General features: G+C 42.0%; 11 protein-coding genes. 5 read left to right on the forward strand and 6 right to left on the reverse strand.

The window, feature by feature from the left end:
- Window positions 1–650 precede the first annotated feature (650 nt).
- Window positions 651–2,072 carry a hypothetical protein gene (locus ACQY73_RS03755; RefSeq protein WP_428661657.1) on the forward strand — a complete coding sequence of 474 codons (1,422 nt, stop codon included), beginning with the start codon at window positions 651–653 and terminating at the stop codon, window positions 2,070–2,072.
- A 159-nt stretch (window positions 2,073–2,231) separates the two neighbouring features.
- Here the strand turns inward: ACQY73_RS03755 and ACQY73_RS03760 are convergent, their stop codons facing one another.
- Entirely contained in the window at window positions 2,232–3,365 is a 1,134-nt protein-coding gene (locus ACQY73_RS03760) for a DUF4249 domain-containing protein (protein ID WP_428661659.1), read from the reverse strand.
- Window positions 3,366–3,870: 505 nt separating this feature from the next.
- A complete protein-coding gene (locus tag ACQY73_RS03765) occupies window positions 3,871–4,053 on the reverse strand; it encodes a hypothetical protein (RefSeq protein WP_428661662.1) in 183 nt (60 codons plus the stop codon).
- A 516-nt stretch (window positions 4,054–4,569) separates the two neighbouring features.
- On the opposite strand from ACQY73_RS03765, the gene ACQY73_RS03770 reads away from it, so the two are divergent.
- Window positions 4,570–5,691 (forward strand): sensor histidine kinase, encoded by a 1,122-nt coding sequence (locus ACQY73_RS03770; RefSeq protein WP_428661665.1) that lies wholly within the window; start codon window positions 4,570–4,572, stop codon window positions 5,689–5,691.
- On the forward strand, window positions 5,688–6,458 hold the full coding sequence (locus ACQY73_RS03775; RefSeq protein WP_428661668.1) for a LytR/AlgR family response regulator transcription factor: 771 nt from the start codon (window positions 5,688–5,690) through the stop codon (window positions 6,456–6,458). Before ACQY73_RS03770 ends, ACQY73_RS03775 begins: the two co-directional genes overlap by 4 nt.
- Window positions 6,459–6,719: 261 nt before the next feature.
- On the opposite strand, the gene ACQY73_RS03780 is transcribed toward ACQY73_RS03775, so the two are convergent.
- Window positions 6,720–8,696, reverse strand: coding sequence for a M56 family metallopeptidase (locus ACQY73_RS03780; protein ID WP_428661671.1), 1,977 nt, complete (start codon window positions 8,694–8,696; stop codon window positions 6,720–6,722).
- A gap of 29 nt (window positions 8,697–8,725) precedes the next feature.
- On the reverse strand, window positions 8,726–9,091 hold the full coding sequence (locus ACQY73_RS03785; protein WP_428661674.1) for a BlaI/MecI/CopY family transcriptional regulator: 366 nt from the start codon (window positions 9,089–9,091) through the stop codon (window positions 8,726–8,728).
- Between the two features lie 131 nt (window positions 9,092–9,222).
- On the opposite strand from ACQY73_RS03785, the gene ACQY73_RS03790 reads away from it, so the two are divergent.
- Window positions 9,223–10,398 carry a BamA/TamA family outer membrane protein gene (locus ACQY73_RS03790; RefSeq protein ID WP_428661676.1) on the forward strand — a complete coding sequence of 392 codons (1,176 nt, stop codon included), beginning with the start codon at window positions 9,223–9,225 and terminating at the stop codon, window positions 10,396–10,398.
- Here the strand turns inward: ACQY73_RS03790 and ACQY73_RS03795 are convergent.
- The gene (locus tag ACQY73_RS03795) at window positions 10,379–10,504 is read right to left on the reverse strand and encodes a hypothetical protein (RefSeq protein WP_428661679.1); all 126 of its coding nucleotides are present in this window, start codon (window positions 10,502–10,504) and stop codon (window positions 10,379–10,381) included. The two genes, ACQY73_RS03790 and ACQY73_RS03795, sit on opposite strands and share 20 nt — an antisense overlap.
- Before the next feature lie 293 nt (window positions 10,505–10,797).
- On the opposite strand from ACQY73_RS03795, the gene ACQY73_RS03800 reads away from it, so the two are divergent.
- Window positions 10,798–11,448 carry a hypothetical protein gene (locus ACQY73_RS03800; protein WP_428661681.1) on the forward strand — a complete coding sequence of 217 codons (651 nt, stop codon included), beginning with the start codon at window positions 10,798–10,800 and terminating at the stop codon, window positions 11,446–11,448.
- Between the two features lie 304 nt (window positions 11,449–11,752).
- Here ACQY73_RS03800 and ACQY73_RS03805 read toward each other — a convergent pair whose 3' ends face one another.
- Window positions 11,753–12,166 (reverse strand): EamA family transporter, encoded by a 414-nt coding sequence (locus ACQY73_RS03805; RefSeq protein ID WP_428661684.1) that lies wholly within the window; start codon window positions 12,164–12,166, stop codon window positions 11,753–11,755.
- Window positions 12,167–12,168: the final 2 nt, after the last annotated feature.

A 12,168-nucleotide genomic window follows, 5' to 3' on the forward strand; every position in this document is an offset into this window, starting at 1 on the left:
CCGATAAAATTTTCGATCAATTTGTGAATGTTTTCTTAACCTGAATAATTTACCAAGTAAAAGTCCAAAGGCTGTAAATCAATGATTTACAGCCTTTACTTTATTTTACAGCCACATTATTCGCTCATATAATAGTATCTCTCATTGAAGGCTAATCCGGGAGAAAAATATTATTCTTTGGTTCTTTGAATACCGGAAGTCGTTTGGTTAGATGGATGCGCAAATAATAACCACATTGATACTTCATTCTCTATCACCCAAGAACTTGTTTACAGTAAGTAGATTTTAAAATTTATGAAAACTATAATTATGAATAAAGTACAAAAAAAAATTAAAATAAAGCATACAGACAAAGTATCTGAATTTTAAGATGTTATCCCCAAATACTCTTTTGGCTAACTGACCGATTGGGATATTTCATCTGGTTTCTCAAAAAAATACAATTAATAAATATACCAATTTTAAATCTTTGCACTTACCTTTGGGCACTGAGTCAATTTATACTTAATACATGGGTTATCTCAAATCTATATGCTTGAGATAGCTCTTTTTTTTAGTCTACCTATTTACCCTACATTAATAAATGAGCGAAAAAACAATTATATACATCTAAAAATCAAATAGTTCAAGACTAAATGTGTAGCGAGATTATGAGGAAAAGAAGTCTACTTTCGGTAGTTTTTAATGTATTTTTCATTGGGTTCAGCTTTGCCCATCACATTCTTCCGGTTCCTTTTGAGCCTGATTCCATCTCCAAAACAAAAAATCTCAGAACCGGCAACACCGCAACCATTTCGGGATATATTACTCGAAACAGTACCCTGGCCCAACCCCCTTCCACCATTGATTCCGCAGGTAAATCCATTCTGTTTAAGCCGGGTTTTTCAACAAAAGCTACCAATACGACCTTTTATAAAGGCATTATCGTTGGAAGGCAGATAGAGGTTGACTTTCCAAAACCGAATCAAATCATTCAGCGCAACAATTCCAATCAGGGGCTATTACGGATTTCCGGCACTTGCGACAGCAATGCCGTAGCGATCATAGCCCTTTTAACACCTATTCAGGGTGGGGTGGCTAAAAATGATACGTTCCAAACTTCGAATGGTCGGTATACCGACAGCCTTTGGCTTACCGGAGGGGACTATCGTCTGGAAGTCAGGACTGTTATGCAATTTTCTCCCTCCGGCACAGGACCGGTCCCTGTCTATGGAACCTCCCGAAAGGTGGAGCGAGTCGGTGTTGGAGAAGTTTTATTGCTATGGGGACATAGCTTTCTGGCGGGAGATCCCGGCTACGATGAACCTGCTTCCGATGCCCGGGTACGCACGGTTGCTACCGTCCGAAATCCCTCCATCCCTGATGAACCCGGCAAACTTCAGAATCTTGATGATCTTCCCTACACTTTTCAACCCATTACAACATCCAATATCGGGCCTTTTGGAGTGCATAGCTGGATGTGGGGCCGTTTTGGAGATACTCTTGTGCAACGTTTAAATGTTCCTATTCTGTTGTATATGACGGCTTATGGAGGCTCCAACGTATGGATGAACATGAAAAATATTAAACGGGAACCCTTTGGATTTGACTGGTTTGGCGGACAGGATCAATATTGGATGCCTTATCGTCCGGTCGAAGCTGCTTTCTACAAGTACATTCCCATTACGGGCGTACGGGGTGTTTTGGTGGAACATGGAGGAAACGATGTCTCTCCGGAGTATTTAGCCACACTTTATGAGAATTTTGTTTTTGTCATTAACCATACCCGAACCGTACAGGCCAATCATCCCCAACTGGCTTTTAAATTAAGTAAGGAAGGCGTTGACTTTTTGAATCTGAATACAAGCGTTGTTAATGACAAAATACAACAGGTATTAAACAACGTTCCTTACACCAGTCAGGGAATTGACCTAAGCGACCCATCCAGTCAGGGACCGTGGCGAGATGATGGAGGAAAAGGGCACTTCCGGGGGAAATTAGGCCATGATAAATACCTGCAACTCTGGAAAGATGTCGTCCCCAATAGTTTTTTTTCAACAACAACCCCTAAATTGTCTACAAATCCTCACTAAAAAACAGGATAGTTTGATCTCTTACTTCAGGCGGAGAAATCACCTTGCCAGTGCTTTTTCCGCCTGAATTTAATAAAGACTGTGCTTGCAGAAAGGTTAGCAGGAATAAAGAATTTTATTCGTCGACTGTATTTTTTGGCATTATGACCCAATAAGACACTATTTCCAGAAACTTGGTCTTTTGTTCGTCCCTCCCAATTCTCGGCAATCACTGCAGCCCGGACTGCCGGTGATGTACCAGGGCTTTATCTGTCCGGGGATAGGAAATTCAAGCAGGATCAAATGAGATGCGGTTTCAAACATTCTGATCGCTTCCACATCAGGCAACGTATCAATAGGCTCGCAGGATACATCCAAGAGCGTACGCCCACCCAATTTCTCCGTAATAAAAAGCCTTTTTTCTTCAACGGAAGATGCACTGAAAAAACCAAAAACCATTTCATTCGGATCACTGACACAGGACATATTGCCCGTTACCTGTGAGGGCTGAGAATCAAATAGCCCGCCGGTCACTTCGTTTGTTCTGGATAGGGCGTTCCAGTATTCAAATTCTTTTTGTGAAACGCCGTACTGCCTGACCAGAATGCTGTATTTGATCCGCAACCTGTCACCAAGTACCGGCACGTAAGTAATCGGAACATCCCGGATAACATCTTTACTGAGTTTAACGGAAGAAGCAACCGTGATCTGACTCGATTTTCGAGTAGCCCAACAGGTATTGACGTCTTCGGTACGCGGTTTAATTTGCTTACCTATTACTTCAAAGCCTGAGAATAATGGCATTTGATACTCCCAGGTTTCTTCAAAATTCCACCGGTAAAAATGAGTTTTGTTCAATGGGTCAGTTGTATTGACATTGATCTGTGCTCCTTTCCTGTCCGGGCTTATTCGATAGGTAACACTCTCAATGGGAGGCGTTTGCATAGCGGGCACATAGAGAGAAAGGTACTCTTTTCCGTCTTTTGTCTTAATATGCAGCCGGAAATTTTCATTCTCCGAATAGGCTATCTTTCCCAATGTATACACTCCGGGTTGTGCTTCGGTAAAGTTAAAGTTACTGCCTTTGTCGCCTTCCACGCTGACCGCAGCCCCTCGCACTGCTTCGGGAGATTCTTTCCCATTTACATTCTGAGTGCGACTCAACTTGATCTGACTGGCAGCCAAAGGGTTAACATTCAAAAAACCGTCCACCACAAGGTAACTTCCGGCATTGGTGATTTCCGGGGGAGCATAAGGTTGCACGCAACTGTGCAGCACCAATAGCAGAATAAGTGAATAGAATAGTTTAGGCACACTTTTCATGGGTGGATAAAATAGCTTAAACAGACTTTTTATGGCTTACCGAACTATTCTGCAAAGTCCTGCGCTTTTTAAAAATACCTATCGAAAGTACTTAAATTTATCACAAAAACACCGCCTTCACAGAGTAAAGGCGGTGTCAGCTAAAGAGCGTCGTATAAAAATGAGTACTGATTCTTACTAAAAATAAGGCCTCCTCTCATTAAGAGGAGGCCTTACGATATACTTTACCCTACTTAAAATATTATTAAATAACCACGTGAGTGATTGAATTAACACTTTAATAATCTGTTACAAAACTAACGCATAAAATGCGTTTTTGAACGATATTGGCAGCTTGACAACCGTGAAATCAACTTATTGGCCGGTGAAATGACTATTTTGACCGCTGAAATGCCTACTAAATTTAAAGAAGTACGAATGGAATTAGCTTGAATGCACCCGTTTTTCACCAACGGAGGCCTATTACCAGAAACAACCTTTTCTGTATTCAGTATTATTATGAAAACAGTTGTCGAAACAAACCTGTAGTATTCTTATAATTTATGTCAGCGTCGCCAATCAAATCGGGGCCGTCATTATGATGGTATTGGCGTTGGGATGGATGATAGAGCGGATTCAGGAAAAACCGAATTTTATTGCCGAATTGATCGCTTACTACTTTACCACACCGTGCATTCATAAAAAAACATCGCTTCTCCAAAGGAAAAGCGATGTAAACACTATCAGTTTTTATTTAAAAGTTTTCTATATCTTCTCTATTTTTTGTTCGCTTTGGAACAATCCTTCAATACCCGTTCATGCCAATTATGACTCCTTAACTATTTTTAGTCAAAATTGCGGAAGAACCACAGGAACCTCAAATCAATAAGGTCAATTGTCAGGATTTGGGAGTTGGAACTCCCTTTTTGGCGGTTGGAACTGTTTAATTCTCTTTGAACAAGCTTTAGATTTTCACAAAATCTTCCTCTGTCTGCCTCTTTACTCGTTTCAGTAAAAGAACCAAAGTTTGGTTTTAATCCGTAAAACCCTTGCTCCAACCTTATAAACCCGCCATTTGTACTCTTTTTTTTTCAACGCAAATAACTGCTTACGAATTTAGCCACCTTGAGAATGTTTCTCAGCCGGTTTTTTCAACCGTATGAAATGACTATTTTTCGGACGGCAGCAGCGTACTAACCACAAACATGCATCAGCAATGGCAGAAAAGGCCGGCGATAACCTAACCAATCAGCAGCGTTGGCAATTGGCAGCGACCATTTTTGCTATTTACTGGCCCATTCGAGTGTATGTATCCGTCGACCGGTTTTCTTTGGCCCTTATTGGCAGGATATGGCCTTTTTGGATCATGGAAATTGTCGTTACGATTCTTTTTTTCGGCTTGTGGCTTACCGTAACCGATTGGTTTCAACGGCGAATTTTCAAGCTGTTCCATAAAGGCTTTCTCATTAAATTCGATCTACCCGCACAATTGGCTACCTTACTCATGGCAGGCGGACTGGCTATTTTATTTAATATGGGCTTCTATCGCTTGTGGGCGGGAATGTCTAAGTTGGAATCAATCCAACATTTAAGATATGTTCCTGAACCGGCTAACGTTAGCCGACCTGAACGAGTTACAGACAAAGCTAAACACCAAAAATTTGATAATGGTCTGACCATCATGGCGATGTTAGCGGCTTTTTACTTAGCGGCAAACCGCAGAGGTTACCGGCAGTTGGAAGATATACGCGTCAAGGCAGAACAGATGAAGCAGGAAGCTGCTCAGGCTCAATTTGTTGCTTTAAAAAATCAGGTAAATCCGCATTTTTTGTTCAATAGCTTCAGTATTCTCTCTTCACTCATTGCGGTAAATCCCAAGCTTTCCATTCAGTTTGTGGGGCAGTTGGCGAAATCGTATCGTTATGTTTTAGAGCAACACGACGCCCAATGTGTCAAACTCCGGGAAGAACTGGATTTTATGAAATCTTATACGTTTTTGCTGCACATTCGTTTTGGCGATAAATTCCAAGTCGTTACAACTATTCCTGAGAACCAAGTCGATCAATACAGCATTGCCCCGTTGACATTGCAGTTGTTGATTGAAAATGCGGTAAAACATAACCAAATGTCGATTGAAGTACCGCTGCTGGTCACCATCGAAAAAGAACAGGGCTATTTGATCGTTACCAATAAAATTCGACTCCGCCCCAAAACCGAAGAATCAACCGGATTAGGCTTAAAAAATATCATCAAACGCTACCAATTACTGACCGATCTTCCGGTAATAATTGAGGATCAGGCGAATGTATTTCAGGTAAAAATTCCTTTACTCGAATGAACGTACTCATTATTGAAGATGAACCGCTGTCGGCTCAGGGTCTGGAGTTGCTTCTGCATGAATATGACCCCCAAATTCGGGTGTTGGCTCAATTGCCATCGGTCAGCAAGTCGATACAATGGTTTAGGTCTCTGCAACCAATTCAGCCTGACTTAATTTTTTTGGATATTCACTTAGAGGATGATCTGGGGTTCAGCATCATTAAAGAGCTGAATCTCACCATTCCCATTATCTTTACTACCGCTTTTGATCAGTACGCCTTACAGGCTTTCAAGGCAAACAGCATTGATTATTTATTAAAACCCATCGAAGCGGAAGAATTGGCTACCGCCATTAACAAGTTCAAATTAGTTCGACAAACCCCGACAACCGCTTTAATTGATACCACCGTACTGCACCGGTTCATGCAAAAACCGGATCAACCCGTTTACCGCAATCGGTTTATGGTAAGTATTGGTCCTAAACTTCGAAGTATCCGAACCGAGGAGATCGCTTATTTCTTTTTTGAAGATAAAGCAACCTATGTAGCCCCTCATACCGGTATTCCCGTGTCGATAGACTATAGTTTGGACCGATTGGGGCAACTGGTCGATCCTGACCGGTTTTTTCGGGTCAATCGGTCGTTTTTGGTCAGTGCATCGGCTATCAAATCCGTCTATACTTATTCGGGCAGCAAGCTCAAAGTGGAAGTGGTTCCCCCACCCCGCCAAGAGGTATTTGTAAGCGTTGACAAAGTAACCGTTTTTAAAGAGTGGATGGGAAAATAAGCAGTTGTTAATTTCCAGCCCAAATTCCTGCAAAAGGTATTCGAAAGAGTCGGTCGTTCTCCGGTATCGTCCGGTCGGGTTGTGAGCAACCCTCCGCACCACAACAGTCTCTCTGTGAGGAGGGTTGCTCACAACCCGACCGACCAAACGAACCTAAAAGCAATACTTTTCCATATAAGCCCCCAAAACTTTTATTTGACTGATTAACCTTGGAATGTCGTCAAACCCTCACAACCTGCCATAAAATGTACAATAGTGGTTTCACTTTTTAATGCTATAGCCGCTTCTTCCATTAAAATTACGGGTAAATTCTGCGCTTGAGTTTTCCAGGTATTTTGATCTTAACTTCTGATGTACTGCAGCGGGTTGCTTCACTCCGTTAACAATCAATTCTTCTGCATTAAGCTTATACGAAAGATTATCCCGGTCTTTTATTACGCCTTCTGTGATCAGATCATTGATCAGATTGTCCTGCTTTTTTTGGAAAGCTATCCTTGACTTCTCCGCTTCTACTCGCATTACTTCGGCCTCTTTACGCATTACTTCGGCTTCTTTGCGCATCACTTCGGCGTTATCCCTTGATTTTGTCGCCTCTACCCGCATCACCTCGGCCTGTTTACGCATTTCATCGGCTTCCTTTCTCATTACTTCGTTGTTAGCTCTTGATTTCTCGGCGTCTACTCGCATCACCTCGGCCTGTTTGCGCATTTCATCCGCCTCCTTCCTCATTTTTTCGTTATCAGCCCTGAATTTCTCGGCATCAACCCGCATTACTTCAGCCTGTTCACGCATCTCATCGGCCTGTTTACGCATTTTTTCGGCCTCTTTTCGCATGACCTCGGCCTGTTCGCGGGATTCCTCAACCTCTTTGATGATACTCTCAATTTCAGTTTTGTACTGTCCTCGCTGCTCTTCCGGAATAGATACGCCGTCGATGATCAGTTCAGTAACCTTGCCGTTGGTTTCAACCATTTCATACCGCTTATTATTCCTTGTAACATGAATCGTACTGACTCCCGATTTAATCTTCGTATTTCCGGAACCCGGAATGGTGTCATTTTCGATAGCGGGTACGGCAGTCGGTAATGGGGCTGCAATCGGAGCCGGTGGCGTTTTTGGAGTGGCCTGAGTGGCAATCATTCTTTTAGGAGTAGGAAAGGATTTGGGCTTTTTTTCAGGAGTTGAAGGTGAAAAAGCGACCGAGAACAAGGTTACGGTGATCAGACCGGCTGTTACAAATAATTTTTCCATGGCGTTCAGTGATTTATTGTTGTTATTAATAATCCTTTTTATTCGGTTCAGAAGGTGATTTTGTCCGGCGGCAAAAGTCATTTCCAAACGGGCTTGGGCAAGTTTATATTCCTGAAAGGAAACCAACGCATTGATAAAAGACGTCTTATTGGCCAGAATGGAAATAGCCAGATCATCGCAGCAATGTTCTCGCTCCTCTCGGATCAACCCCGAGATCCATACTACGGCGGGATTAAAGAAATAAACAGCTTCGCCAAAGGTTTGAAGTAAATTCATCAGGTAATCCCTTCGTTTGATATGCGCCAGTTCATGCAACAGGATCGCTTCAATCTGGTTGGAAGGAAGACTTGTCAAAAAACCAATGGGTATCAAAATGACCGGTTTCAGAAACCCAATTACTGCCGGAACCGATATAATTTCCGATTCAAAGAACAGTACAGCCTCGTTAATGCCCAGTTTTCGGGAAAGTATCTGCAAACGGTCTTTCCAATAGCCGGAAGGTTCATGCGTTTTTGAATGCCTTATTCGCTGAATGTAGATAAAGCCGGCGGTGGCCTGAGCTGATTTAAAACAAAACACAAGAAACCAGATCGTGACAATAAGGACAGAATGGTTACTGCAAAAGGCAATGATCATTTCAAATAAATGCTGTCGACTCAGGTAATGTGTGATTTGCGTAGTTGGGTTAGCTACATTTCCGGAATCATAGTTCGAAATGCTCATTAAAGCGTTCGATACGTTTTTACTTTTGGGAAGAGATAAACTGAACTGAATGAAAAAAGTAAGAATATTCGCTGTTACAAAGACAAACAATAGCCCCGAGAGCAGATTATATCGCCATGCAGGCTTACTCCTTTTGCTCAATATCAGTACCAATCCTGCCAATAAGGCCAGTATTGCGCCTTGCCATAATGAGTGGATCAGTGTCAGGCATATTGCCTGTAAAATCTTCTGAAAAAACGGTTGTTCGACAAAGTTGAAGTTCATGGCTGATAGTATAGTAGAAGTATAAAGTCCTATTGATCCAGCTTTTTGAGAAAATCCCGTATTTCATCCAGTTCCTGCTGAGAAGTATCCTTATTGCCGAAAAGTTGCATGACCAGACTGGAGGCCGAGCCTTTATACATCGTATCCACGAATCGGTTTAAAAGCTGCTTTTTCAGTTTGTTTTCTTCTATCGCCGGACCGTAAATATGTTTCATACTGCTTTCATCCCTTGTCACAATTCCTTTTTCAAACATGATCTGCATGAGTTTCAGCGTAGACGAGTATTGAACAGCTCGCTTTTCTTCGTTCAGTTTATCATTAACAAATCGGACAGTTGACGGCCCATATTGCCAAAGTAGTTGCAGGATTTCCAATTCTGATTTTGTAGGTTCCATTTTGGTGTTATATAATCACACATCAAAGGTAGGAAATTTTTCGTACGAAGCAAGCACTATGTACAAAAAAAGAAATGAGACACCTATTTACGGTCTTGATTAATTAAAAAGGGCGCTGAGAAATGCCAATCATGGAGCAGTTTTCGTATATATGCTTTACTATTGATGCCATGCCGATTTTACAGAGATTACTTCTGCTGTTTTTTATATGCTTTTTTGCTTTGACTGTGCCGGTTATTGGGCAGGATGGTTGGGTTAAGCGTTTTATACAGAAAACAATTTCAGATACCACTGCGCCCGGAAAACCCAGTTTTAGGTTTTACCCTACGTTGGCATACGCGCCTGAGACCGGTTTTGAGTTTGGTTTGTCATCACTGGTACTTTTTCAGGCAAAAAACGATACGCTTAACCGGTTAAGTGAAGTGCAGGCTTTTGGCTTTGTAACAGTGAAAGGGCAGTATGGTCTGTGGATAGATAACGCCATTTATGGAGATCGTGACAATTGGTTTTTTCTGGGTCGAACGCGTTTCCAGAAATTTCCGCTTCTCTATTATGGCATTGGCCCCGAAACTCCCGGAAAAGAGCCTGCATTGATTGATGCAAATTATCTTTTGTTCCGACAAAGGGTCTTACGAAAGATCATTCCTAATTTTTTTATCGGCCCTGAACTCGATTATCAACAATTGTATAATACATCGTTTGAACAGCCCGAGGGCCATCTTTACGAAAAACCGTTAGGCACAGACGGAACAATTAATGTAGGCCTCGGAGCAGCAGTGGTTTTTGATAATCGGCACAATGTATTGAATGTAAGAAAAGGCTTTTTCGGTGAAATATCTTTTCTGAAATACCATCCGGGCATTGGCAGTGAGTATACATTTCATGGCATCAATCTTGATGTGCGCTCCTATCATCCGACCAATCAACGTAATGTCCTTGCCTGGCAGGTTTATGGTAATTTTTATAGTGGCAACAGTCCTTTCAACCAACTGGCGCTTATGGGTGGAGAAATGATCATGCGGGGGTATTATTCAGGGCGTTACAGAGATAAAAGTATGATTGCGGCTCAGGTTGAACATCGCTGGCTGCCCTTTGGTTTCAGCAAGCGGTTTGGAGCGGTTGCATTCTTGGGTGCCGCTGTAGTGGCACCCAAGATCAGTGAATTTGCAACTAAACACATCCGTACCTCCGGCGGCATAGGGTTGCGTTATCTGCTCTTTCCAAGACGGGATATTTATCTTAGGTTAGATGTCGGATTTTCAGAAGATGGCCCCAACATTTATTTGTTTACAGGCGAAGCATTCTAATACCTGTGATAGACAATATTCCGGAAGCAGGAACGGCAAAGCCCCGATTTCGTCCATCCGTACTGAAAATACCTGCCATTGCCGTACGGGCCGGAATCAATGCCAATCTTTTACAACAATATGGGTCAGGAAATAAACGGGCATCTGAAGCTCGGACTTACAAAATTCAACAGGCAATTCAGAATTGCATAATGTCGTCTCGGCCTACTGAATACAGTTGATATTCCTACCGAAAAATCACTGAATTATTGAAGCCAATTCAACGTATAATGGTTTTTTATAGATCTGGATTGCAAACGTTTGTAATTAATAATAACATTTCTGCCACGCGTTTCCATTTTCCGACGTAATGGTCTTTGAACTATGTTATTCTTCAATTTAAATTTATTTAAATAAACGATGAAAAAGTCCCTGTTTCTTGTTTTTGCACTGGTTGGATTGTTTTTTGCAAGTTGTAATCGCGAAAATATCAATGCTGCACAGGATGATCTGACCGAATTGGTTCAGCTATCTGCGGCACGGTCGGCCGCTACAACTGATACAATTACCAAACAAAAATGTAAAGGCAAATTGGTCGAAATTACGGCGGCAGATTTGCCGGCCGCCATTACCGCTTACATCAACACCAACTACGCAGGTGCGGAAATTCAATTTGCGGGAAAAGACACTGCCGGTCAAATTGTCGTTGGACTTAAGTTGGCCGATGGTACCCACAAAGGATTGATCTTCAACGCTGACGGAACATTTAGCAAAGCACTTGAAAAATATCCTAAAGGCGCTAAATTGACCAAAGTGGAAGTATCGGCATTGCCTTCCGCCATTACCGGCTATGCCGCTTCCCATTATGCTGACTATACGGTTAAAGCGGCAGGAAGAAATGACACCGGCGAGTATTTTTTGATCATTGAGAAAACCACAGGTACTGAGGCTGAGGTAAAGGCCTCACGCAAAGTACTGCAATTCAATGCAGATGGTACTTTTAAACAGGAAACCACTCCTCCTTCACACCCTGAAGGCCCGATGGGAAAACGTCCAAAACACGGAAAGTAAGGCTAAACTTACAGACATTCCAAGTAGGCCTACTTGGAATGTCTGTTTTTATATCAATTTGCACAATATCAGCTTCATGCTATGCAGTCTTTCGTTGAAATGTGTTCAGCAGATCAGGTACTGTGAAGGTGATTGTTAAGGAAGAGCTTAGGCTTGATACTAAGAAATAGGTTTAAGCTATTGTATAAGCCATAATATCACTTTAATCAGTAATTTCGGCATCTTTAGACCTGTATTTTGAAAATCCTCTTTGTGAAAACGAAAAATAATATCGCTCAGTCAGGTTCCAAAAAATCAGCCTTATTTACTTCATTACAATAAGTGTTCCTGTAATAATAAAAATACAGCCGATCACCACTTTCAAACTAACCGGTTCTCGCAACACTATAAATGCCAGAATCAACGTAAGTGCTAAACTTGACTTGTCGATCACTGCCACTTTAGCCACCGGTCCTGTTTCCAGGGCTTTAAAATAAAACAACCATGACAACCCGGTTGTGACCCCCGAAAGAACGACAAATAATAAGCTCTTTTTTGAAATACCGCTTATCTGTTTATACTCACCACCGGCAATGACTATCCCCCAGGCAATCCCCAAAATGACGACTGTTCGAATAGCGGTTGCCACATTTCCACTGACACCACTAATTCCTATTTTGGCCAGAATGGCCGTAAGAGCGGCAAAAAAAGCCGCCAAAAGTGCGTAGTATGTCCACATGA

Origin of the sequence: Runella sp., assembly GCF_965279615.1 — a bacterium.
In the GTDB taxonomy this organism is placed as follows: domain Bacteria; phylum Bacteroidota; class Bacteroidia; order Cytophagales; family Spirosomataceae; genus Runella.

Excerpts from the sequence above, each read along its gene's own strand:
- ACQY73_RS03765 (WP_428661662.1), bottom strand. The coding sequence starts at position 4,053 with ATGAATGCACGGTGTGGTAAAGTAGTAAGCGATCAATTCGGCAATAAA.
- ACQY73_RS03755 (WP_428661657.1), top strand. The coding sequence starts at position 651 with ATGAGGAAAAGAAGTCTACTTTCGGTAGTTTTTAATGTATTTTTCATT.
- ACQY73_RS03780 (WP_428661671.1), bottom strand. The coding sequence starts at position 8,696 with ATGAACTTCAACTTTGTCGAACAACCGTTTTTTCAGAAGATTTTACAG.
- ACQY73_RS03805 (WP_428661684.1), bottom strand. The coding sequence starts at position 12,166 with ATGTGGACATACTACGCACTTTTGGCGGCTTTTTTTGCCGCTCTTACG.
- ACQY73_RS03770 (WP_428661665.1), top strand. The coding sequence starts at position 4,570 with ATGGCAGAAAAGGCCGGCGATAACCTAACCAATCAGCAGCGTTGGCAA.
- ACQY73_RS03775 (WP_428661668.1), top strand. The coding sequence starts at position 5,688 with ATGAACGTACTCATTATTGAAGATGAACCGCTGTCGGCTCAGGGTCTG.
- ACQY73_RS03800 (WP_428661681.1), top strand. The coding sequence starts at position 10,798 with ATGAAAAAGTCCCTGTTTCTTGTTTTTGCACTGGTTGGATTGTTTTTT.
- ACQY73_RS03790 (WP_428661676.1), top strand. The coding sequence starts at position 9,223 with ATGGAGCAGTTTTCGTATATATGCTTTACTATTGATGCCATGCCGATT.
- ACQY73_RS03785 (WP_428661674.1), bottom strand. The coding sequence starts at position 9,091 with ATGGAACCTACAAAATCAGAATTGGAAATCCTGCAACTACTTTGGCAA.